Below are 23,890 nucleotides of genomic sequence, written 5' to 3'. Positions count from 1 at the left end.
ATCAGTAAATATTAAGTATATATAATCTGCTTATTACAGCTCTACAACCAAAGTACCTTCATCGCCACCATTAACGATATTTAACAAGGCACCCTGCTTCTCCATTTCAAAAATGCGCAACGGCATCTTATGGTCACGGCACAAGACAATCGCCGTTAAATCCATCACCTCAAGCTGCTTATTTAGCACTTCATCATAACTCAACTGGTCATATTTAGTGGCAGAAGGGTCCTTCACTGGGTCAGCGGTGTAAACGCCATCCACCTTGGTCGCCTTGAGTACCAACTCAGCCTCAACTTCAATGCCGCGCAAACAAGCGGCTGAATCAGTCGTAAAGAAAGGGTTGCCGGTGCCCGCTGAAAAAATAACCACTTCAGCACGCTCAAGAGCACGCATGGCTTTACGGCGATCATAGTGATCAACCACGCCGCTCATAGGGATAGATGACATGACTCGAGAAGGTATATTGGCTCGCTCCAGTGCGTCACGCATCGCCAGAGCATTCATGACGGTGGCCAGCATACCCATATGATCACCGGTTACCCGGTCTAAACCGGCTTTTTGCAGTGAGGCACCACGAAACAGATTACCACCACCGATAACCAGCCCAACCTGAATACCAATACCGACCAGCTGGCCAATTTCCAGTGCCATACGGTCCAGCACCTTAGGGTCAATCCCAAAACCCTCATCACCCATCAATGCCTCGCCACTCAGCTTTAGCAAAATGCGCTTATATTTTTTATCGGTGCCGGGCATAACAAACTCCTGGTGCAAAAGATTATGGTGGGTGATTGTATAACAGTCAGACAGAAAAAAGGGGCCCTAAGGCCCCTTTTTAACAACTTCGATTAACCGTTCAATTGAGCGGCAACCTCAGCTGCGAAGTCTGTCTCATCCTTCTCGATACCTTCGCCTACTTCGTAGCGAACAAAGGTAATCACTTCAGCACCGCCATCTTTCGCCAACTGGCCAACGGTCACTTCAGGGTTTTTAACAAAAGGCTGGTCCAGCAAGCTGTTCTCTTTCAAGAACTTCTGGATCCGGCCAACCATCATTTTCTCAACGATATTCTCTGGCTTGCCTTCCATATCTGGCTGAGCCTTGATGATATCTTTCTCTTTCTCAACCGCTTCAGCAGGCATATCGTCAGAGCGAACAACCTGTGGGTTAACTGCCGCTACGTGCATAGCGATATCTTTAGCCAGCTCAGCATCACCACCTTTCAGTGATACCAATACCGCGATACGATTGTTGGAGTGAGTGTAGCTGCCGACAACACCGTCAGACTCTAATACGTCGCTACGACGAACCGAGATATTCTCACCGATTTTCTGTACCAGAGCTTCACGGGCAGTGCTTAAGTCACCGTCCATTAAGGCTTCGATATCCGTTTGCTTGTCAGCAAAGGCTTTATCAGTCACCTGACCAACAAAAGCCAGTAAACCTTCATCACGAGCGGCGAAGTCAGTCTCACTGTTTACTTCAATTACCAGGCCGTAGCTGCCATCGTCAGCCACTTTAACCGATACCACACCTTCAGCAGCAGTACGGCCAGCTTTTTTAGCTGCCTTCATACCACTGTTTTTACGCATTTCTTCAATTGCCGCGTCAATATCACCGCCAGCTTCAGCCAGTGCTTTTTTGCACTCCATCATGCCAAGACCGGTGCGATCACGTAATTCTTTAACCATTTTTGCAGAAATAGCTGCCATCGTCTTATTCCTCTAACACATGCACTAAACCCCGAAGGAAAAGCGCATAAAACTAAAAAAAGGTTTCAAAAAAGGGGGCGCAGCCCCCTTTAAAGCTTACTAGCTGCTGAACTTACTCAGCGGCAGGCGCTTCTGGTGCTGCTTCTGCAGCAGGAGCTTCTTCAACAAACTCATCTTTTGGTGCAGAACCGTCGGCTACTTTACCGGCCAGGATTGCATCGGCAACTGCTGTTGCATAGAGCTTGATAGCGCGGATAGCATCGTCGTTACCAGGGATAACATAATCAACACCATCAGGGTTGCTGTTAGTATCCACGATACCGATAACAGGTATGCCCAGATTGTTAGCTTCTTGAATCGCAATACGCTCTTGATCAACATCGATTACGAATAAGGCGTCAGGTAAACCACCCATATCCTTAATACCACCGATAGAACGCTCTAATTTTTCCATCGCACGGGTGCGCATCAGGGCTTCTTTCTTGGTCAACTTCTCGAAAGTACCGTCTGACTGCTGAGTTTCAAGGTCACGCAGACGCTTGATAGAACCGCGGATTGTTTTGTAGTTTGTTAACATGCCGCCCAACCAGCGGTGGCTAACATAGGGCTGGCTGGCGCGAACGGCCTGCTCTTGCATGATTTTACCGGCGGCACGCTTGGTACCCACGAATAAAATCTTGTTTTTACCAACAGCTAGCTTCTGGATAAAGGCTAAAGCTTCGTTGAAGGCTGGAACAGTGTGCTCCAGATTGATGATATGGATCTTGTTACGGGCGCCGAAAATATATTCGCCCATTTTTGGATTCCAGTAGCGAGTCTGGTGACCAAAGTGGACGCCAGCTTGCAACATGTCACGCATGCTTACTTGAGTAGTCATAAATACACCTTTTACGGGTTAGGCCTCCATATACCCCATCGATCAACTCCGGTTCGGATTCAAGTATCCGTTGGGAGCACCCTGACCCATGTGACGGTATATGTGCGGATTTAGTTAATAGTTTTACTCAATTTCAGGGTTGAAATAGGAGGTATTGCTACCGCTTACAATCTGGCCCTAAATTTGAGTGCGCGCTTTATACCACAACACCATGGCGACTTAAAGCCAATGTGCTGTTTTTGTGTCAATTTACCCCTGATTTGGGGCCTGCTACAGCCTCTTCGCCCTCATCCCCACGAATACGACGTAGGGTGGATTATAATCCACCGCTTATGACCGCTACTGGCTAGGCCTGGTGGATTATAATCCACCCTACAATGACTGAATGACTACGCGAACCTGAAGGCCTTGCTCACTCCACCCCCAGCTTACCCCTGCCAAGACACGACAGCGCCATGCCTCACGATATTTGCCCCAGACAGCAATGCGCGAAGGCAGGGATAACGCTATGTTTAATAAGCCTGAACAGAAGATAACTTTAGCTATTGCCGACAAGCTTGGTTTACAATAGCGAGTTCGCGGCGTCACCCACGGCCGCCTCAGAGTTAATTTCTTTTAATATCAAAGAGTTAAAACCAAAAAACACCATGAGCGTTGCAATTAAAACTGCTGATCAAATCGAGAAAATGCGGGTAGCGGGCCGTTTAGCCGCCGAAGTACTGGAAATGATCGCCCCCTCCGTACAGGCAGGCATCAGTACGGATGAGCTGGACAGAATCTGTCACGACTATATCGTCAACACCCAGCAAGCCATCCCTGCACCGCTTAATTACCACGGTTTCCCCAAGTCCATCTGCACCTCAGTCAATGAGGTGGTCTGCCATGGCATTCCCTCTGAAAAGAAAATCCTTAAAAACGGCGATATCATCAATATCGACATTACTGTAATTAAAGATGGCTTCCACGGCGATACCAGCCAGATGTTCCATATCGGTGAACCGCTAAAACACAATCAGCGACTGGTCTCCATTACCCAGGAGTGCCTCTATAAAGCCATTGATATTGTCCGCCCCGGCGCTACTCTGGGTGATATCGGCCATGTTATCCAAAAGCATGCCGAGGCCAATTACTACTCTGTGGTCCGGGAATATTGCGGCCACGGTATCGGCGAAGTTTTCCATGAAGAACCACAGGTACTGCACTATGGTAAAAAAGGGGCTGGCCTGGTGTTAAAAGAAGGCATGACCTTCACCATTGAACCCATGCTTAATGCTGGCAAACGCCACGTTAAACTGAACAAGAAAGATGGCTGGACAGTCACCACCAAAGACAACCGCCCATCAGCCCAGTGGGAACATACCCTCGTTATTACCGCAGACGGCGTCGATGTATTAACCGCCCGTAAAGACGAGCCCTATTTCAAAGGCTAAACCCAGCAACAAACAGCAAATTAAGGCAGACACTGCAACCATGAGCGAGCAGCCCTTTTCTATTCCGGCGACGGTTTTTGACCCCGAGCTTTTTACCCAGGCACTTAAAAGCGCCAAATCCCCTATTCCCTTGCTGAAAAAAAATATTGAGCGCATGACGGATTTTCTGCACCAGCAGTATCAGCAAGGCGCCTATATTCGTGAACTGGTCTGGGCCCGCGCTAACTTTGTCGATCAATTACTGCAAGCAAGCTGGCAACGTTTTGACTGGGGTGATCATCATGACATCTGCCTGATTGCCGTGGGTGGTTATGGCCGTGGCGAGTTGCACCCGCATTCTGATATTGATCTATTGATTCTGCTAAAAGATGAACCCGCCGTAGAGCGACTGCAACAGAATATCAGCGACTTTATCACCCTGCTCTGGGATATTAATCTGGATATTGGCCATAGCGTTCGCACCATTGATGAATGCACACAGGAAGCTGAGAAAGATATCACCGTGGTGACCAACTTGATGGAATCCAGAGTGCTATGTGGCGAGGCTCTACTTCACCAGGGCATGATGGCAGCAACCAGTACCGACCATATGTGGACCAGCCAGCAATTTTTCCGCGCCAAGTGGGACGAGCAAATTGCTCGCCACCAAAAACACGGCAATAGTGAATACGTACTGGAAGCCAATGTTAAAAACTCCCCGGGCGGCCTGCGCGATATCCAGATGATTAGCTGGATAGCCCAGCGCCACTTCTCAACCAATAGCGTAGATGAGCTAATCGGCAAAGGTTTCTTAACGGCAGAAGAGCTGGATATTCTCAACCGTGGCATGGATTTTATGTGGCGTATGCGTTACGCCCTGCATATGATCACCAACCGCGAAGAAGATCGCCTTTTGTTTGACCATCAGCGCACTCTGGCAAAAATGTTTGGCTATGATGATGACAATGCCAAAATGGCCGTTGAACAATTTATGCAATATTACTATCGCTGGGCCTTATCACTGGGTGAGCTTAACGATGTGTTAATGCAGCATTTTGATGAAACCATTTTGCGCGCCAGTGAAGCGGAAGAAGTGTATAAAATAAACTCCCGCTTTCAAGTCCGTAACGGCCATATTGAAGCGGCCAATGATAAAGTGTTTGAAGAAAACCCCTCCGCTTTATTAGAAATCTTTGTCTTAATGGCGCAAAGCCCAAAAATTGATGGCGCCCGCGCATCGACCATTCGCCTTATCCGCTTAAACCGCCATCTTATTGATGACGAGTTTCGCAATGACCCACAAAATACCCGCGCCTTTTTGGAAATATTACGCTCCCCCCATAAAGTGGCCCTGCAATTACGCCGCATGCTGCGCTTTGGAGTATTAGGCAAATATCTACCCGAGTTCGGCAAAATTATTGGCCAGATGCAACACGATCTGTTCCATATTTATTCGGTGGATGCGCATATTATGGAAGTAGTCAAAAATATGCGCCGCTTTCACTATGAAGAATCCAAAAAGAAATACCCCGTAGCTGCACGTGTAGTTAAACGCCTGCCAAAAATTGAATTACTCTATATCTCTGGCTTATATCATGACATTGCTAAAGGGCGTGGCGGTGATCATTCCACTCTGGGAATTGTAGACGCACGGAATTTTTGTGAGCGCCATGAGCTGGGTAAGCACGATGCCAACCTGGTCTGCTGGTTAGTTGAGCACCACCTATTGATGTCATCCGTTGCCCAAAGAAAAGATATTACTGACCCAGATGTGATTGCGGAATTTGCGCAAGTCGTTGGCGACCAAACCCATTTGGACTATATCTATGCCCTAACTGTGGCTGATATCAATGCCACCAACCCCAATCTTTGGAATAGCTGGCGCGCCTCTTTATTGCGCCAACTTTATGCGGAAACCAAACGCGCATTGCGCCGCGGTTTAGAAAACCCCATCGATAAAGCCGACTGGATTCGAGATACACAAACCGCCGCCATCGACCAATTGGAAGACTTAGGTTTTACCGAAGAAGAGATCCATGAAGTCTGGGCAAAAACCGGAGAAGACTATTTCTTACGGGAAAAAGTCGATGATATCGTCTGGCATACCGAAGCGATTAGCCAACACGATGATACTGAGAACCCCTTCGTATTACTGAAAGAAACCAGCGATCTGGATTTTGAAGGGGCAACACAAATTTTTATTCACGCCCGCCACCAGGACACTTTATTTGCCCTGGTCGCCTCTGGCCTTGAGCAGCTGGATTTAAATATTCAGGATGCCCGTATCTACAATTCAGGCACCGGCTTCACCCTGGATACATTTTATGTACTGGACAATAACGGCCAACCTATCGGTGACAACCCGGAAAGAACTGAGCAAATCAAAAATTTCCTAACCGAGCATATTAAACAAACCACAGACTATATCGATTTTATGCAACGCCGCACGCCGCGAAAAATGCGATTATTTTCTGTGCCTACACAGACCACTTTAGTCACCGACCCATCGGGCACCCACAGCATACTGGAAGTCATGACGCCGGACCGCCCCGGCCTACTGGCCCGTATCGGTAAAATATTTTTTGACTACAATATACAACTGCAAAACGCAAAAATTGCCACACTGGGTGAGCGGGTAGAAGATGTATTTTTTATTACTGACCAACATCAACAACCGATTGAAGACCCGGAATTATGCACGGCAATTCAAGCCGCCATTTGTAAAGAGCTGGATGAAAAAGCTGCCGCTTAATTATTAGAGAAAAGAACTGAATATGAACCCGGATTTAAACCGCTTACAGCCTTACCCTTTTGAAAAACTCAACGCTTTAAAAGCTGCGGTAACACCACCAGAAAACTTGCCGCATATTGCCTTATCTATTGGCGAACCCAAACACGAGTCACCGAGCTTTGTTAAGCAAAGCCTGAATGACAATATGGACAAACTGGCCAATTACCCTACCACTAAAGGGCTGCCAGAATTAAACGCCACCATTGGCCAGTGGTTAACGCGCCGTTTTAATTTAACGACAGGCAGTATTGACCCGCAGCGTCATGTCATTCCCGTCAACGGCACCCGTGAAGCGATTTTTTCTTTTGCCCAGGCAGCTATAGATAGAACCACAGGTGACAACCCATTGATTGTCACCCCCAATCCGTTTTATCAGATTTATGAAGGGGCGGCGTTTTTAGCCGGTGCAGAACCACACTTTTTACCCTGTCTGGAAGAGCATAACTTTATTCCTGACTTTGACGCAGTCAGTGATGAGATTTGGCAACGTTGCCAATTATTATTTCTCTGCTCACCGGGCAACCCAACCGGTGCTGTGTTCGACAGCAAAACCCTGCACCAATTAATCGCGCTTGCCGATAAACATGATTTTATTATTGCCAGTGACGAGTGTTACTCCGAACTCTATTTTGATGAACAGCACCCTCCTACCGGTTTGCTGCAGGCTTGTAGTGAGATAGGTCGGGACGACTATAGCCGTTGCGTGGTATTTCATAGCTTGTCGAAACGCTCTAACCTGCCAGGCCTTCGTTCCGGTTTTATTGCCGGGGATGCGGATATCCTTAAGCCCTTTTTGCTTTACCGCACTTACCACGGCTGCGCCATGCCCATTCAGCACCAACTGGCCAGTATTGCCGCCTGGTCTGACGAAGCCCATGTCAAACTTAACCGCGACCAGTACCGCGCCAAGTTTGATGCGGTATTAGAGATACTCGGTGACGACTTAGAGGTATCAAAACCCGATGCTGGTTTTTATCTCTGGGCCAAAACTCCGATTAGCGACACGGATTTTGCCCAGCAGTTATTTGCCCAACAGCATATTACGGTGCTGCCGGGCCGCTATATCGGCAGAACTGTTGACGGCTTAAACCCCGGGGAAAATCGTGTCAGAATGGCCTTGGTAGCACCGCTGGAAGAGTGTATTAGCGCAGCACAGCGGATTAAGGAATTTGTAAACACTTTACAACAGGGATAACGCTGATCCATGTTAAAACAACAACGGGTTGAATATATCCAGCAAAAGCTGCAAACACTTTACCCTACGCAGCCTATCCCGCTGGACCATAAAGACCCCTACACGCTGCTGGTTGCCGTATTACTATCAGCCCAGTGCACTGACGAGCGGGTTAACCAGGTCACTCCTGCGCTATTTGAGCTAGCCGACAACCCCTTCGATATGGCTGAGCAAACTGTCGAGGCGATCAAAGCCATTATTCGTCCCTGCGGTCTGTCACCGCAAAAATCCAAAGCCATAAAAATTCTATCGGGCATGCTGGTAGAACGCTATGACGGTGAAGTCCCGCAGGATATGGACGCACTGGAAGAACTGCCCGGTGTAGGTCATAAGACCGCCAGTGTGGTGATGTCACAGGCCTTTGGAGTGCCAGCTTTTCCGGTTGATACCCATATCCACCGCCTGGCCCAGCGCTGGGGCCTGACCAATGGCAAAAATGTCACCCAGACCGAAAAAGACTTAAAGCGCCTATTCCCTATCGAGAGCTGGAATGCCCTGCATCTGCAAATCATTTATTATGGCCGTGAATATTGCAGCGCCCGAGGCTGTGATGGCACTGTCTGCGAGATTTGCACCACCTGCTACCCCAACCGCAAACACCCTAAAAAAGTCAAAAAGCCTTAAATATCACTTTTCTACCTTATGTAAGTGTATGTACTTATACTCATTTTCCAGATTTGGCCAATACTTAAAATCTGGCTAAAAAGACGGTATGCGGACCTCCGCTAATAATAATAGCCCACCAAAAGACTAAAGTATTTGATTGCCCGGCCGACATTTTTGAACTAGCGTATTAAAGTAGACTATATTTACTGAAGCCGACTAAGTGATTGTGTTGTACCGGCCCTGATTTAGGTAATGTAAAGGATTTATATGACGAACCGTACCAGCTTCTCATGCGGTGAAAACCTTGATATCGCCCATGCCAATAGCATGCATCAGCGGCTGCAAAAATCCCTGCAAAAATCAGCTGTTATAGAACTTAAAGCCGACAAAGTCAGCAAGGCGGATACCGCCGGGTTGCAACTACTAGCGGCTCTCGCCATAGAAGTCACCCGCAGAGGTGGCCACCTAATCTGGAAAAAGCCCAGCGACACCCTATTAACCACAGCACAGCAGCTAGGCTTAAGCCAGGCTCTGATGCTAGAAAACACGTAATTATTTAACCGACTACGCTAAAACGCTAATGGAGCTTTTCAAACAATGGCAAATATTTTAATCGTTGATGACTCAGCATCGATGCGCAATATGGTCTCTGCAACCCTGCAATCATCCGGCCACCAGGTCGCCGATGCTGACAATGGCCAAAATGCACTGACCAAAGCCAAAAGTGGCAGCTACGACGCAGTTATCACCGACCTCAATATGCCAGTAATGAATGGTATTGATTTAATTAAGAATTTAAGAACTCTGCCGAACTACAAATACACTCCGATGTTACTGCTAACTACGGAGTCATCGGCGGAAAAAAAGGCAGAAGGGAAACAGGCAGGAGCAACAGGGTGGCTAGTAAAGCCGTTTAACCCCGAGAAACTACTGGCAACGGTGGACCGCGTATTGGGCTAAAGACCACAGCCTACTAAAAACGGCCACTGGCAAGCCTCATCAACCTCGCGGTTGAGGGTAAGCTGTTCTTTCAATATGTTGTAAGCACCGATAAAGGCAGGCAATGGCTATAGATTTGGAGCAATTCCATCAGGTTTTTTTTGAAGAAAGCCTGGAAGGACTGGACGGCATGGAGCAAACACTGCTGAGCATTGACTCTAGCGGTGCAGACTCTGAGGCTATTAATACAATTTTTCGTGCAGCACACTCTATCAAGGGTGGCAGCGGCACCTTCGGTTTTGACGCGATAACTGAATTTACCCATGTTGCGGAAACCCTGCTGGATGAGGTGCGGGATAATAAGCGCGAATTAACCCCCGAAATTATTGAACTATTGCTGCAATCCTGTGATTGCCTGCGCAATATGATTTCCGCCCTGCAGGCCGGACAAAGCATTGATAATGCCGATTCGAAACCTCTGGTACAGCACTTTGAAAGATTACTGGGTATTACACCAACCGCTGCTGCCCCCGTGCCGGAACCCGCCGCTGAAGTCACAACCACTACTGCTAGTAATGACCACGGAGATATCCTCGCTAACTCTATCGACAATCTATTAAGCGGCGGCAATAACGAGGCTGAACCCGCTAGCCAAGCCCCCCTGAACCCGCCGCTGACAGTCACTGGCAGATAGAATTTATTCCAGAGCCACAAATCCTATTAACCGGTAATGAGCCCTCCCGTATTTTTCGTGAACTGGCCTCACTAGGCACTCTGACTGCCGTTGCCGATACCTCTACCCTGCCTGCGTTTGAAGAAATAACTCCCGACGAGTGCTTTATCAAGTGGACACTGACACTAGAGTCCGGTGCCAGCAAAGACGATATTTTAGAGGTATTTGACTGGGTGCTGGATGAATGCAAACTAACCATTACTCAACTGTCTGGCGCTGCACCCGCCGCAGCTGAAACGCCCGCAGCAGTGAAACCTGACCCAGTATCGGAGCCACAAGCTAGCCCCGAAGTTCAACAGCCTGTAATCACCGCAGACAACAGCACTGATATCGAAGCTGAAGCCAAGACCAGTAAAGCTGCGCCACCCGCGCCCGCCGCCAGCTCGTCAATCCGGGTTGGTATCGATAAAGTCGATAGCCTTATCAATCTGGTCGGTGAACTGGTGATTACCCAATCGATGCTCTCGGAGCTGGGCAATAATTTTGAAATGGAAAAACTGGACCGCCTCTCAAATGGTCTGGAACAACTACTGCAAAATACCAAAGAGTTACAAGAAAGCGTGATGCGGATTCGCATGCTGCCAATCAGCTTTGCCTTTAACCGCTTTCCAAGAATGATTCGTGATCTGGCCGCAAAAACCGGTAAGCAAGTAGAACTTAAACTCAGCGGTGAGCAAACCGAGCTGGATAAAACCGTAATGGAGCAGATTGGCGACCCGCTGGTGCATTTGGTCCGCAACGCCATTGACCATGGTATCGAACCCGCCGAAGAGCGTCAGGCTCAGGGGAAACATTCCGAAGGCAGTATTCACCTGAACGCCTTTCACAAAGGTGGCTCGATTGTGATTGAGATCAGCGACGATGGTCGCGGCCTTAATCCGGAAAAAATCCTCGCCAAAGCGATTGAAAAAGGCGTAGTCGATCCCAGCGAACAATTATCCAAAGAAGATATTTTCAGCCTGATTTTTGAAGCCGGTTTTTCAACCGCTGAGGTAGTCAGTGACATTTCAGGCCGCGGTGTCGGCATGGATGTGGTGCGTAGAAATATTCAGGATTTGGGCGGTCGTATTGAAGTGGAATCGGAGATTGGCAAAGGCTCCACCTTCCGGGTTCATCTGCCATTAACTCTGGCCATACTCGACGGCCAACTGGTTCGTGTAGGCACCGAGACTTATATTATTCCACTGATTTCCATTGTCGAATCCCTACAAATTAAAAGCGAGCAGGTCAATGAAGTTTCAGGGGGCATGGTGCTCTATCGCCTGCGAGAAGATAACGTACCGGTAATACCCATCTACCAGGAATTTGGACTTGAAGCTGACAATACAGAACTGGCGGATGCGCTACTGGTGGTAGTTGAAGACGGCGGCAATAAAATTGGCCTATTGGTTGACGATTTACTGGCCCAACAGCAGGTAGTGATTAAGAGCTTAGAAAGTAACTACCAACGTGTAGAAGGTATCTCCGGGGCGACTATCCTCGGGGACGGCTCAGTCTCCATGATTTTGGATATACCGGGGCTGATCCAAGGAGCCTCAAGGCGCGCCCAGAATAACCACGGCAGAGCAGCCTGAGGAGAATACTGTGACCATTGATATTGATTCTATTGCTGTCGCCGCTGAAACCGAAGTTTCTCTGGAAGGTATCGATTTTATTGCCAGCGGTAACCAGTACCTCACCTTTACTCTGGGTCAGGAACATTATGGTGTCGATATTCTCTGCGTGCGGGAAATCAGGGGCTGGGATAAACCCACCTTAATCCCCAATTCACCGAGCTATGTTAAAGGCGTGGTTAATCTGCGCGGCTTAATCGTACCCATTATTGATTTGCGGGTGCGCTTTCAGGTTGGCGAAGCCAGTTACAACCCCACCACCGTAGTCATCGTTTTAGCTTTGGACGACGAGCAAGGCAGCCGCACCATGGGCTATGTGGTAGATGCGGTGTCTGATGTACTCAATGCAGAAGACGATGAAATTAAAAAAGCGCCCCTGTTCCAGGCCAATGTTAGCCCCGATTATGTAGAAGGTATTGTCAATGTTGGTAACGATGTCGTCACCATCTTAAGCACCGAAGCCTTACAGCGTTTGGAAAACGAAAACAATGAATGAAATTGAGCAAGAGTACCTGACATTTATTCTCGATGGCGAAGAATTTGGTGTGGATATTCTTTGTGTCCAGGAATTAAAAGTCTGGTCACCGGTCACCGAAATCCCCAACACACCCGACTACCTGAAAGGCGTGGTGAATCTACGCGGCGTCATTGTTCCTATTGTCGATTTACGTGAGCGCTTTGATAAACAGGCTATCGATTATAACGCCACTACCGTGGTCATTATTTTACGTGCTGTGATCAACAACGAACAGGTCGTCGTCGGCATCGTGGTGGACGCAGTATCCGATGTCTACAAAGTCAGCGAAAAAGATATTCGCAAAGCACCGGATTTTGGCAGCCATATTGATAGCCGCTTTATTAAAGGCATGGCCGCCATCGAAGAAAAACTTATTATCCTGCTGGACTCCGATAAGTTATTGGATGTTGAGCAGTTATACACCATTAACAACAGTATTAGTAAAGCAGCATCGTAATTATGTGACGATAACGCTTTAAAACAGCACCTCATAATCACCGATATGGAATGGACTTATGAACCCCGAACAGATAGAACTGGTACAGGAAAGTTGGGAAAAAGTAGAGCCGATTGCAGAGCAAGCGGCGGATATCTTCTACACCACCTTGTTTGAAATGGACCCAACAATAAAACCTCTTTTTAACGACGGCGATATGCAGGAGCAAGGCGCCAGGTTAATGGAAATGATAGGCGCCGCTGTTGGCCTATTAGATAACCTGGAAAAACTCGTTCCCATTGTACAAAAACTCGGTGTCCGACATGGTGGCTATGGCGTTAAAGACAGCCATTACGACACCGTGGGTGCAGCCCTGCTGCACACCTTAGATGCAGGCCTTGGCAGTTATTTTGACGACTCCGTCAAACAAGCCTGGACCACCGTTTACGGTGTACTTGCCGATACCATGCAAGCCGCCGCCAACGATTCAAACTCATCCAATTCAAGCAATGCCAGGGGTAGCAACATGAACACACATACCGACAATTCAGCTTTCTTCCAGGGTGCCATTGAACAATCTGGCACTGCCAGCGTGATGATTGATCGAGATTTAAATATCACCTACGCCAACAACGCCACCATGGAGTTACTAAAAACCCATGAAGCGACCTTCCAAAAGAAATACCCGGGCTTTGTCGCCGATGCCGATGCGATTATCGGGGCCTGTATTGATGGTTTCCATAAAGACCCTGCCCACCAGCGCCGCATTTTGGACGACCCCAACAATTTACCATGGATTGCCGATATTCAAATTGAGCACCTTACCTTTGAGTTAAATGTGACTGGCATTATGGATAGCGCCGGTAACTACATTGGTAACTCACTGGAATGGCAGGATGTCACCGAGGCCAGAGCGCAGGCAAATAAAGCCGCACAACTGCAAGGCGCTATCGACCAGTCTGGCACCGCTTCAATGATGATCGACCGCGACCTGAATATTACCTACTACAACGCCTCCACACTGGAGCTGCTAAAGACCCACGAAGAAACCTTTATAAAACGCTGGCCAGACTTTAGAGCTACTGAGGAATTTCTGATGGGAGCCTGTATTGACGGCTTTCATACCGACCCCTCACACCAGCGTAGAATTTTAGATGATATTAATAACCTGCCCTGGCAGGCGGATATCCAGATTGAACATCTAACGATCCAACTTAATATCACCGGTATTGTCGATCTGCAGGGCAACCATATCGGCGCCGCACTGGAATGGCAGGATGTCACCGCCGCCCGAGCTGAAGCGAACAAAGCCGCCCAGCTACAAGGCGCCATCGATCAATCCGGTACCGCCTCCATGATGATTGACCGCGACCTCAATATTACGTATTTCAATGAGTCCACCATGACGTTGCTAAAAACCCATGAAGCCACCTTTGCGACGCGCTGGCCTGGTTTTAAAGCTAGCGAAGAGTTTTTGATGGGGGCCTGTATTGATGGCTTCCATACTAACCCGGCGCACCAGCGGAAAATTCTGGGGGACATTAACAACCTGCCCTGGCAGGCAGATATCAAAATAGAACACCTGACCATTCAATTAAATATTACCGGTATTGTTGATCTTGATGGTAACCATATTGGCTGTGCACTGGAATGGCAGGATATGACCGCCGAGCGCGCCAACCAAATTGAAGTCGGACGTTTAAGCTCTGCGGTTGAGGGGATGACCACCAACGTAATGATGGCTGATACCCAGGGTAATATTGTTTATATGAACCCGGCGGTTACCGCCATGTTAAGACGCCGTGAAGCCCAACTGCGTACCGCCCTGCCTTCGTTCAGTGTGGATACTGTGGTCGGCTCCAACTTTGATATCTTCCATAAAAACCCGGCACACCAGCAAAACCTGTTGGGCAACCCCGCCAATATGCCTTATAGCGCAGATATTGCCGTCGCCGAATTAGAATTTAATCTCACCGCTATCGCCCTAACCGATGAAGAGGGCAACCACCTTGGCTCCGGTGTCCAGTGGATCGATACCACGGAAGAAAAAGATGCCCAACGCCAAATTGAAGGTTTGATTTCCGGCGCTATTCGCGGCGAATTGGATAACCGTATCGACACCAGCAACTACCAGGGTTTTATGGCAGGACTAGGCGATGGTATTAACAGCCTGATCGATAATATTGTTGAGCCACTGGCTTCTGCGATTGATGTTACCCAGGCCCTATCCGAAGGTGACCTTAGCCGCAGTATGGATGGTGAGTACGGCGGAGAATTTTTAGCTCTGGCCAATGGTGTTAACTCCTCCATCACTAACCTGAGGGATATGGTAGAAGAAATACGCAACGCCTCGACCAATGTCTTTAGCGCCGCCAGGGAAATCGCCCAGGGCAATAACGACCTTAGCCAACGGACCGAAACACAGGCCTCCAACCTCGAAGAAACGGCCTCCGCCATGGAAGAGTTAACCACCACGGTGCAGCAAAATGCCGAGAATGCTTCCGAAGCCTCCAAACTATCCAGCAGTGCCATGGATAAAGCCAGCAGTGGCGGCGAAGTGGTTAGCAGTGCCGTTGAAGCGATGGAAGAAATTAATAGCTCCAGTAAGAAAATTGCAGATATTATCGGCGTTATCGATGAAATCGCTTTCCAAACCAACTTGCTGGCACTAAACGCCGCGGTAGAAGCCGCTCGAGCCGGTGAGCAGGGTCGGGGCTTTGCGGTAGTGGCCGCCGAAGTAAGAAACCTTGCCCAGCGCAGCGCCGCAGCAGCGAAAGAAATTAAAGGCCTGATCAACGACAGTGTCGATGCCGTTGGCAAAGGAACCAAACTGGTTGATGAAACCGGCCAAACCTTTACAGAGTTAGTCGGCGCGGTACAGGAAGTGGTCAATATGATTTCCGATATCGACAGTGCCAGCAGAGAACAGGCTGCCGGTATTAACGAAGTCAGCTCCGCCGTGGCACAGATGGATGAAATGACCCAGCAAAATGCGGCACTGGTGGAAGAAGCCAGCGCCTCCAGTAAAGCCATGGAAGATCAGGCTCAGGGGCTATTGGAGCAGGTCGACTTCTTTAAAATTGGCGATCAGGGCCGAGGCCCTATCGTTAGCCCAACCCAACGTGCCGGGTCCCCAACCCGCAAGGCAGCCTCGCCAGCACGGCTAAAAGCGGTCTCATCGCAAGATGATGAATGGGAAGAATTTTGAGTCGAGCGGGAGATCAAAGCCGAAGAGATGAGCACACCCTAAGCGATAAAGACTTCCGGTATATCTGTAAGTTTGTTTATGACGCCACGGGGATTGTACTCGACGAACGCAAGCGTGAAATGGTGTATCGCCGTCTTATGCGCCGCACCCGGGAAACCAGGCTGCCATCATTTAAAGAGTATTTAAACTTTTTAAATAGCAACCCTGAAGAGTCGCCTAAATTTATCAATGCGATTACCACCAACCTGACCAGTTTTTTTCGGGAGAACCATCATTTCGAGTTTTTAAAAAGCACGGTACTTCCGGAGCTACTGGCTCAAAGCCAACAGCGCCGCCTGCGCATCTGGTCGGCCGGCTGCTCAACCGGAGAAGAGCCCTATAGCATTGCTATCACCCTAAAAGAGGCGATGGGCAACCGGCTTAATAGCTGGGATGCCAAAATTCTTGCTACCGACCTGGACAGTGACGTAGTGGCCACCGGTAAAGCAGGGATCTATAAAGCCGAACGTATTGATGGCCTGGATACAAAAATGATTAAGCGCTGGTTTAAGAAAAACCCGCAAAACGGCAGGGTGAAAACCGCGACAGAACTGGGGGAATTAATCACTTTTAAACAGCTTAACCTACTGGAACCCTGGCCAATGAAAGGCCCCTTCGATATTATTTTTTGCCGCAACGTGGTGATTTATTTTGATAAGCCCACCCAGCAAAGCTTATTCCAGCACTACTACGATATGCTTAAGCCCGGCGGTTATTTGATTATTGGGCACAGTGAAGGGCTGGGTGAAATGCAGGAAAAATTTACCGCTATGGGTAAAACTATTTTTCAAAAGATTGACCCTCTGTCTGGCAGTTTAAGCAATGACAGTTAATGCAGCCAACAAACCCAGAAAACCTCGTTGCCTACGGGGCTTTGAGCATGTTAATCGCTACTGGGACAAGCACCGTAAAATGTATGTGGCAAAAATTTTGCCAGGGGAGTTTTATGTCAGCCGTGAAGATAAAGGCATCACCACGGTCTTGGGCTCCTGTGTTTCCGCCTGCATCTGGGATGAAGTTAACGCTATTGGCGGGATGAACCATTTTATGCTGCCAATCACCGTAAAAGAGAGCCACGCGGTAACCTGGGGCAATGCCACCAGCGACGCCACCCGCTACGGTAATTATGCGATGGAACACCTGATTAATGAAATATTAAAAAACGGCGGCGAACGTCATAATTTAAAGGCAAAAGTTTTTGGCGGCGGTAAAATTATTGCTAATATGAGCGACGTCGGTGAGAAAAATAGTGCCTTTGTACTCGATTATTTACAGATTGAAAAAATCCCTATACTCGCTCAGGATTTATCCCGAGATTATCCGCGTAAGGTATTTTTTGACCCGACAAACGGCAAGGCCTTTATGAAGCGTATTACGCCAATTCATAACGAAACCATCTTTAGCCGAGAAGAACAATATAAAGACCATATCGCACACGACTCGGTCGATGGCGATATCGAATTATTTTAAATTTTTTATGCAGCGTTGCAACGAAGTCGTATGAGCAAAAAAATCAAAGTCCTCATTGTTGATGACTCACAATTAATCCGTCATTTGCTGGAAGAAATTCTCTCCAGTGATGAGCGTATTGAAGTGATCGGCACAGCGACTGATCCGTTTGACGCGCGGGAAAAAATCAAACAACTCAACCCGGATGTGCTGACTCTGGATGTCGAGATGCCCCGTATGGACGGCATTACTTTTTTAAGCAATTTAATGCGCCTTAAACCTATGCCGGTAATAATGATCTCAACGCTGACTGAAAAAGGCGCTGATATTACCCTACAGGCACTGGAGCTGGGTGCGATTGATTATATTGCCAAACCCAAGGTTAAAGTTAATGAAGCTCTACCCACCCTAAGTAAAGAGATTAATGCCAAAATAAAACTGGCAGCCAAAGCCAATGTACAGGCACTGGAACGGATCTTTAATCGCGAGCAATTTTCCAGCACTGTCGCCGTTAAAGCAGGACAACAGCGCAATCAAAAAATCGAGCTGATCGCCATTGGCGCTTCGACCGGCGGCACCGAAGCGATCAAACAAGTCTTGATGTCCATGCCTACCGATATGCCACCGATTGTCATTGTGCAGCATATGCCACCGGGGTTTACCAAATCCTTTGCCGAGCGCCTGAACAAGACCACGGGCATTAGCGTCAGAGAGTTAACTGAGCAACGTCTACCGCTGACCGCTGGCCATGCCTATCTTGCCAATGGCGATCAGCATATGGTCATCAGTGAAAAGCAGGGGCAATACTTCGCCGGTGTAGAGGACTCGGACCCGGTAAATCGGCACAAACCCTCAGTGGATGTGTTATTTAATTCTCTGGCTCAACATTGCAGCAATAACAATGTCGCCATTTTGCTGACCGGCATGGGCATCGATGGTGCCAGCGGTATGAAAAATATGCGGGATAACGGCAGCCTGACCATTGCTCAGGATGAAAACAGTTGTGTGGTGTGGGGTATGCCCAGAGCCGCGGTAGAAAGAGACGCCGCCGCTGAAATACTGCCGCTGGAAAAAATCGGCCAGTTTTTAGTAAATAGCTGTTACAAATAAAGATATTACTGAGACCTCTCCTATACTTTAGAGAGTTAATTTAAACGGAACCCATAATGATCAAGCCCTTTATCAAGCAGTATGGCATCGCAGTAGCCGCTAGTATTATTGCGCTGGTCATTATTGGGGTCGATATGTCAACACCCATCAATCTGGTGGCAGCTCTGGCAGGCCTTTGCAGCTGGCCATGGGTCACATCCCGGGCCAACAGCACTCCCGCCCCAGTCGAAACTGAAAGCTCACCATTGTCCAGCCAGGCCCGTCATGTAGGCAATCAACTGCATGATATTCTGGCCGAAGAATCCGGCCATATTAGTGAGCACCTAACCCGCATTAAAGAACTGGTCGGTGACTCCATTCTGGTACTGCAAAGCAGTTTTAACAATGTGGTTAGCAATACCCAGGAACAAACCAGGATGTCGATGGAGTTGATCGACCGCGCCACCGGCAGGCAGGGAGACGAACCCACTCCGGATACCACACCCGTGGAAGAGTTTATTGCCAAGACCGATAATATTCTCCAGCACTATGTAGAGATTATGGTGGTGGTCAGTGATAAAAGTGTCGGCGCAATTCACCATATTGAAGATATGACCCAGCATATGGAAGGTATGTTCCATATGTTAGACGATGTGCAAAAGCTGGCGGACCAAACCAATCTGTTAGCCCTAAACGCAGCCATTGAAGCCGCTCGTGCCGGGGAAGTGGGCAGAGGCTTTGCGGTGGTAGCGGATGAAGTCAGGGCACTGTCTGTGGCCTCTTCCAGCCTGAACGAACAGATTCGCATCAATATTGAGCAGGCCAAAACCCGTATGGCGGAAGTTAATAATGTGGTGGGCGAAATTGCCAGCCTGGATATGAATACAGCGATTGAGGGTAAGGCCAATATTGATATCATGCTGGAAGAGTTTAACCAGCAGAGTCACGAAACCAAGTATGTGATGGAGGATGTGTCCAGCGCCTCAGAAGCGATCAATCAGGAAATTAATAACGCCATTCGGGCACTGCAATTTGAAGATATTATTACTCAGCTGGCAACCCATGCTGAAGAGCGTATTGAACATATTAACGAGATTGCCAATGTCACCATGGATATCCCCGACGATGCTGAACTGGCGGAGCAACTCGATAATATAAGCGATACCCTAACCCATTTACGGATCAACTTTACGGACCAAAAGTTGGAGAAAAAAGTCGAACAGAGCTCTATGGAAGAAGGGGAAATTGAACTGTTCTAGGATGAATACCTCTGGCCACTTAACAGGTATTGCATCACCACTTATTTGAAAACGAGATATTATGACCATTCATGCCGTAACCGATGACAAGATCGCCACCATTACCTTAGGCTCAACCTTTGATTTCAGTGCTGTGGAAGAATTTCGTAAAGCCTATAGCAGCCAGACTGCTAAAGAATATATCGTTGACTTTCGGGACACCGAATATATGGATAGCTCAGGTCTGGGCATGCTACTGAATATGAAGCGCCACCTCGAAGGGGCTGCGGAAAAAATCAGCCTGATCAATTGCCGCACCCAAGTGAAGAAAATCTTGCTAATTTCCCGCTTTGAGCAGAAATTTCATATTACTTAAGCCGCCAGCTAAACCTACTTTATTGCTACAGGCATTAACACAGCAGCCAGCGGATGGCTGTACCTTCTATTGTAGTCTCCCCCTCCACTCTGCCTCCATAATCTGCTATCCTTGCCGGCCATTAAATAAGCCACCAACGCGAGTAATCCAGTGACCACCCTGTACGGCATTAAAAACTGCGACACCGTGAAAAAAGCCCGCCAATGGCTAGACGACCATAACGCCGACTATCAATTCCATGACTTTCGCGCTACCCCGATTACCCAGGCTCAAGTTGAAGCCTGGATTGGCCAACTAGGCTGGGATACGGTAGTCAATAAACGCAGTACTAGCTGGAAGCAGCTTAGCGAAGCCCAGCGTAACAGCATGGATCAGGACACGGCTATCGCCGCCATACTCGACAACCCGACACTGGTAAAGCGACCTTTACTGGATATCGACGGTAGTTTTACGGTGGGCTTTAAAGCCAGTATTTATCAGGATCTTTTTTAATCATTTTTTGACATTGACAGGTGCAACATGAGCGAACAACTTTTTAGTATTGGATTAGGCGTAGGTACCCAAAACGCCAAAGGTGAGTGGTTAGAGGTTTATTATGCCCAACCAGTACTTAACCCCGGCGCAGCGCTGGCTGACGCTGTGACCAGCAGCCTTGATTACCAGGGCGGCAACCAGGCAATTGTGCTGGATAAAGCCCAACTAGGTACTCTGGAATCCGCCTTAAGTGCTGCCGGTGAGAGCGAGCAAGCAGCTATCGTCAGTGCATTTAAAAATAGCAGCAGACCCTTAGTCGCCACCGTACTGGCCAGCGATGATAACCCAGCCTCTGTTCCAGAAGGCTACCTGAAGCTACAACTACTCTCCCACCGTTTGGTTAAACCTCACGCTATCAACCTTAACGGCTTATTTGGTGCATTGCCCAATGTCGCCTGGACCAATCAGGGCGCTATTGATTTAGAAGAGCTGCCACAGGCCCAGCTCCAAGCGCGCCTTAATGGCGAACTACTGAGCGTAGACTGCGTCGATAAATTCCCCAAGATGACTAACTATGTCGTGCCATCGGGTGTACGTATTGCCCATACCGCAAGGGTTAGACTGGGTGCCTATATTGGTGAGGGAACCACCATTATGCATGAAGGCTTTGTTAACTTTAATGCCGGCACTGATGGTCCGGGAATGATTGAAGGCCGTATTTCTGCGGGCGTTTTTGTCGGTTCAGGTTCTGATCTGGGCGGCGGCAGCTCGACAATGGGAACCTTGTCTGGCGGCGGTAATATTATTATCTCTGTCGGTAAAGAATGCCTGTTAGGCGCCAATGCCGGTATCGGCATTCCTCTGGGTGATCGCTGTACTGTTGAGTCGGGACTTTATATTACTGCCGGTACCAAAGTCAGCATGTTAGATGACCAGAATAATGCAGTGGACAGTGTCAAAGCGCGGGATCTGGCGGGCAAATCGGATTTATTATTCCGTCGTAACTCTGCTACCGGTACCGTCGAGTGCTTAACCAATAAATCGTCGGTTGAATTAAACGAAGAGCTACACGCTAACAACTAAGTACCCAAACCTCACAAGTCACTCTCCTGTCATTGATGGCAAGGATAGTGGCTTGTGAAGTACCACTTAAAATAGCTCGACCTCCCCTCCCACACTGGCATCATCGCTATAAGAACTTTCAAACTGACGTTTTTCTTCCACCAATTTATCGACCATTGAAACAAACTCGGAACTTAAGCTTTCTATATCCGTAAATAATAGTAATACCTGTTCCAATTTATCCTGCTTATAGCCCCAGGCCGGGTCTTTAATCACGCTCAATACTTCCTGATAACGGTTGTAAATATTTTCATAGGGGGAAAATAAATACTGGAAAGACGGCAAATAGCCATACTCTGTTTTACCTTCACCGAAAAGCCACTGCCCCAGGGGAGTTTGCTCTAGCGGCTGCTGTAATTTAAGGGCAATTTCACTGTCTGGCCCCGACTCTAAAACCCGGTAGCCATCCTGCAAGAAAATAATCATCTCCTGTTTTAATAAATTAAACAGGTTGAGCATGCGTGCCTGACTAATACGCTCAAAAATAGTCAGTGATAAACCGGAGAACTCATCAAAGTTGCTGGAAAACTCATGGGCCACTTCTGAGAAACGTGTCGTAGCATCGCTCATCTCGGCGGTGCCTTCGACCACATCCTTGGCGCTATCCACAATACCAGCCACCATATTGGCAATCTGCTCAGTGGTTTTCTTGGTGGTTTCTGCCAGATTTCTGACTTCGTCTGCTACCACGGCAAAACCGCGGCCATGCTCACCGGCACGAGCTGCCTCAATCGCCGCATTGAGTGCCAATAGATTGGTTTGGTCCGCCACGCTACCGATGGCAGCCACCATCTCATTAATGGCCGAGGTATGATTATCCAACACCGATGATGCCGAGGTCATTTTATCCAGTGTGTCACTTAATGACCCCATAGTAGTAACAATATCACCGGCGCTTTTTACGCCACCGGCAGAAACACTGACCACGCGCTGGGTATCGGTTTCGGTTGTTTCTAATTCACCGGTCACAAAACGTAAATCGTTTTGATTGCCCTTCATCAGAGATAACATTTTATCGGCGCGCAGATCACCCAACTGTGAGCTAACGCTATCTTTCTTTTGCCGCTGCATACTTTCAGACACGGTACCGGCATTGGCATTAACCCGCCCTAACATACGACCAAAGTTACCGGGCATCAGTGATGGAAAAACTTTGCGATAGGATTTCCCTGACGCGGCACTGACTAACACTTTACCAATTTCTTTCATGGTTAATTCAATTTGATCCAGAGCTTTATTGAGGCTTTCAACTACCAGACGCTGGCTCTCACTGCCCTCTGGCAAAACCAGGCGGGAATCCAAATCTCCATTGGCCATTTTTTCAATCTGCTCGGCAATACGCGCACGTAAAATTGCTTCATCCTGCTGCCGGAGGTAACGCACCCAACGAAAACCAAGAAAAGGAATCAATAGTGCGATAAATATAATATCGAAGCCAAGGCGGAAAAAAATATAAGCAATGCTTAGGAATAGTAATACCGCAATAAACTTTTCATCATAAGTCTTGCAAAATGCATACAAGCTCTTCATAGCCCATCCCCGTTGACTCAATATTGTTATGTAGGTGCTGCTGGGCTTTTTCGAGCCCATCAGAGCTGCCGTCTTCTAACTCGGCGAGCTCGGCAAACAAACGATCAAAGTGATCTATCCCCTGCACCGAAGGGCAATAGCCGATATATTCATAACCCAACCAGGTACCGTCGGTGCTATAGCGCTTACCAAAATCAAAGAAAATCCACTCCCGGCTTTTCGTATTGGCCGCCAATGGGTAGCTGGCATAACCGTTATAAAAACCTAATTTTTTCAGTTGCTGGCTGCTAAAACGCTGTATGCTCGCCGGGATATCAGGGCGCCATACATGTTCAAAATTTTCGCCAATCAATTGCTCTTCAGGAGTGTTTATTAATTGCTGGAAGGTTTGGTTGGTATAGGAAATAGTTAACTGCTGATCTGTTTTTATCAGGATATATTCTGACTCATCAAACATGGGTAATACTCCGCTTCACCTACCTGAGTAGACGCTTT

At 48.1% G+C, this 23,890-nt stretch carries 23 protein-coding genes; 18 read left to right on the top strand and 5 right to left on the bottom strand.

Features of this window, described 5'->3' with window-relative positions; translation table 11 throughout:
• Nucleotides 1–33 precede the first annotated feature (33 nt).
• The 3 genes from pyrH to rpsB all read right to left on the bottom strand — a co-directional run bounded on the left by pyrH (nucleotide 34) and on the right by rpsB (nucleotide 2,592).
• Entirely contained in the window at nucleotides 34–759 is a 726-nt protein-coding gene (pyrH, locus tag BST96_RS13195; protein ID WP_085759155.1) for a UMP kinase, read from the bottom strand.
• A 92-nt stretch (nucleotides 760–851) separates the two neighbouring features.
• Nucleotides 852–1,715, bottom strand: coding sequence for a translation elongation factor Ts (tsf, locus tag BST96_RS13190; protein WP_085759154.1), 864 nt, complete (start codon nucleotides 1,713–1,715; stop codon nucleotides 852–854).
• Between the two features lie 112 nt (nucleotides 1,716–1,827).
• Nucleotides 1,828–2,592 (bottom strand): 30S ribosomal protein S2, encoded by a 765-nt coding sequence (gene rpsB, locus BST96_RS13185; protein WP_157117953.1) that lies wholly within the window; start codon nucleotides 2,590–2,592, stop codon nucleotides 1,828–1,830.
• Nucleotides 2,593–3,239: 647 nt separating this feature from the next.
• Here rpsB and map point away from each other — a divergent pair.
• The 18 genes from map to dapD all read left to right on the top strand — a co-directional run bounded on the left by map (nucleotide 3,240) and on the right by dapD (nucleotide 21,826).
• Entirely contained in the window at nucleotides 3,240–4,022 is a 783-nt protein-coding gene (gene map, locus BST96_RS13180) for a type I methionyl aminopeptidase (protein WP_085760534.1), read from the top strand.
• A gap of 40 nt (nucleotides 4,023–4,062) precedes the next feature.
• Entirely contained in the window at nucleotides 4,063–6,753 is a 2,691-nt protein-coding gene (locus BST96_RS13175; protein ID WP_085759153.1) for a [protein-PII] uridylyltransferase, read from the top strand.
• Nucleotides 6,754–6,775: 22 nt separating this feature from the next.
• On the top strand, nucleotides 6,776–7,987 hold the full coding sequence (dapC, locus tag BST96_RS13170; protein WP_085759152.1) for a succinyldiaminopimelate transaminase: 1,212 nt from the start codon (nucleotides 6,776–6,778) through the stop codon (nucleotides 7,985–7,987).
• A gap of 9 nt (nucleotides 7,988–7,996) precedes the next feature.
• Nucleotides 7,997–8,650, top strand: a complete 654-nt coding sequence (gene nth, locus BST96_RS13165; protein ID WP_085759151.1) for an endonuclease III — start codon at nucleotides 7,997–7,999, stop codon at nucleotides 8,648–8,650.
• A 249-nt stretch (nucleotides 8,651–8,899) separates the two neighbouring features.
• Complete coding sequence (locus BST96_RS13160; RefSeq protein ID WP_085759150.1) at nucleotides 8,900–9,184, top strand: STAS domain-containing protein; 285 nt, start codon at nucleotides 8,900–8,902, stop codon at nucleotides 9,182–9,184.
• A 45-nt stretch (nucleotides 9,185–9,229) separates the two neighbouring features.
• Complete coding sequence (locus BST96_RS13155; RefSeq protein ID WP_085759149.1) at nucleotides 9,230–9,592, top strand: response regulator; 363 nt, start codon at nucleotides 9,230–9,232, stop codon at nucleotides 9,590–9,592.
• Nucleotides 9,593–9,695: 103 nt separating this feature from the next.
• Nucleotides 9,696–10,265, top strand: a complete 570-nt coding sequence (locus tag BST96_RS20765; RefSeq protein WP_206045339.1) for an Hpt domain-containing protein — start codon at nucleotides 9,696–9,698, stop codon at nucleotides 10,263–10,265.
• Nucleotides 10,266–10,477: 212 nt separating this feature from the next.
• Nucleotides 10,478–11,878 (top strand): chemotaxis protein CheA, encoded by a 1,401-nt coding sequence (locus tag BST96_RS20760; protein WP_206045338.1) that lies wholly within the window; start codon nucleotides 10,478–10,480, stop codon nucleotides 11,876–11,878.
• Between the two features lie 10 nt (nucleotides 11,879–11,888).
• Nucleotides 11,889–12,413, top strand: a complete 525-nt coding sequence (locus tag BST96_RS13145; RefSeq protein WP_240554799.1) for a chemotaxis protein CheW — start codon at nucleotides 11,889–11,891, stop codon at nucleotides 12,411–12,413.
• On the top strand, nucleotides 12,406–12,891 hold the full coding sequence (locus tag BST96_RS13140; protein WP_085759148.1) for a chemotaxis protein CheW: 486 nt from the start codon (nucleotides 12,406–12,408) through the stop codon (nucleotides 12,889–12,891). The genes BST96_RS13145 and BST96_RS13140 overlap by 8 nt, the downstream gene beginning before the upstream one ends.
• 58 nt (nucleotides 12,892–12,949) lie before the next feature.
• On the top strand, nucleotides 12,950–16,078 hold the full coding sequence (locus BST96_RS13135; RefSeq protein WP_085759147.1) for a methyl-accepting chemotaxis protein: 3,129 nt from the start codon (nucleotides 12,950–12,952) through the stop codon (nucleotides 16,076–16,078).
• Nucleotides 16,063–16,950 carry a CheR family methyltransferase gene (locus BST96_RS13130; RefSeq protein WP_085759146.1) on the top strand — a complete coding sequence of 296 codons (888 nt, stop codon included), beginning with the start codon at nucleotides 16,063–16,065 and terminating at the stop codon, nucleotides 16,948–16,950. Before BST96_RS13135 ends, BST96_RS13130 begins: the two co-directional genes overlap by 16 nt.
• Nucleotides 16,940–17,587 carry a chemoreceptor glutamine deamidase CheD gene (cheD, locus tag BST96_RS13125; RefSeq protein ID WP_085759145.1) on the top strand — a complete coding sequence of 216 codons (648 nt, stop codon included), beginning with the start codon at nucleotides 16,940–16,942 and terminating at the stop codon, nucleotides 17,585–17,587. The genes BST96_RS13130 and cheD overlap by 11 nt, the downstream gene beginning before the upstream one ends.
• Nucleotides 17,588–17,617: 30 nt before the next feature.
• Entirely contained in the window at nucleotides 17,618–18,676 is a 1,059-nt protein-coding gene (locus tag BST96_RS13120; RefSeq protein WP_085759144.1) for a protein-glutamate methylesterase/protein-glutamine glutaminase, read from the top strand.
• 56 nt (nucleotides 18,677–18,732) lie between these two features.
• On the top strand, nucleotides 18,733–19,914 hold the full coding sequence (locus tag BST96_RS13115) for a methyl-accepting chemotaxis protein (protein ID WP_085759143.1): 1,182 nt from the start codon (nucleotides 18,733–18,735) through the stop codon (nucleotides 19,912–19,914).
• Between the two features lie 61 nt (nucleotides 19,915–19,975).
• Nucleotides 19,976–20,269, top strand: coding sequence for an STAS domain-containing protein (locus BST96_RS13110; protein ID WP_085759142.1), 294 nt, complete (start codon nucleotides 19,976–19,978; stop codon nucleotides 20,267–20,269).
• A 150-nt stretch (nucleotides 20,270–20,419) separates the two neighbouring features.
• Nucleotides 20,420–20,761, top strand: coding sequence for an ArsC family reductase (locus tag BST96_RS13105; protein WP_085759141.1), 342 nt, complete (start codon nucleotides 20,420–20,422; stop codon nucleotides 20,759–20,761).
• Nucleotides 20,762–20,788: 27 nt separating this feature from the next.
• Nucleotides 20,789–21,826, top strand: coding sequence for a 2,3,4,5-tetrahydropyridine-2,6-dicarboxylate N-succinyltransferase (dapD, locus tag BST96_RS13100; protein ID WP_085759140.1), 1,038 nt, complete (start codon nucleotides 20,789–20,791; stop codon nucleotides 21,824–21,826).
• 66 nt (nucleotides 21,827–21,892) lie between these two features.
• Here dapD and BST96_RS13095 read toward each other — a convergent pair whose 3' ends face one another.
• Together BST96_RS13095 and BST96_RS13090 are read right to left on the bottom strand one after the other, a co-directional pair.
• A complete protein-coding gene (locus BST96_RS13095) occupies nucleotides 21,893–23,395 on the bottom strand; it encodes a methyl-accepting chemotaxis protein (protein ID WP_206045337.1) in 1,503 nt (500 codons plus the stop codon).
• Nucleotides 23,361–23,852 carry a PAS domain-containing protein gene (locus tag BST96_RS13090; protein WP_085759138.1) on the bottom strand — a complete coding sequence of 164 codons (492 nt, stop codon included), beginning with the start codon at nucleotides 23,850–23,852 and terminating at the stop codon, nucleotides 23,361–23,363. Before BST96_RS13090 ends, BST96_RS13095 begins: the two co-directional genes overlap by 35 nt.
• Nucleotides 23,853–23,890 lie beyond the last annotated feature (38 nt).

The organism is Oceanicoccus sagamiensis (assembly GCF_002117105.1).
Classification (GTDB): domain Bacteria; phylum Pseudomonadota; class Gammaproteobacteria; order Pseudomonadales; family Dasaniaceae; genus Oceanicoccus; species Oceanicoccus sagamiensis.
This window is presented reverse-complemented; position numbering and strand designations above follow the sequence as displayed.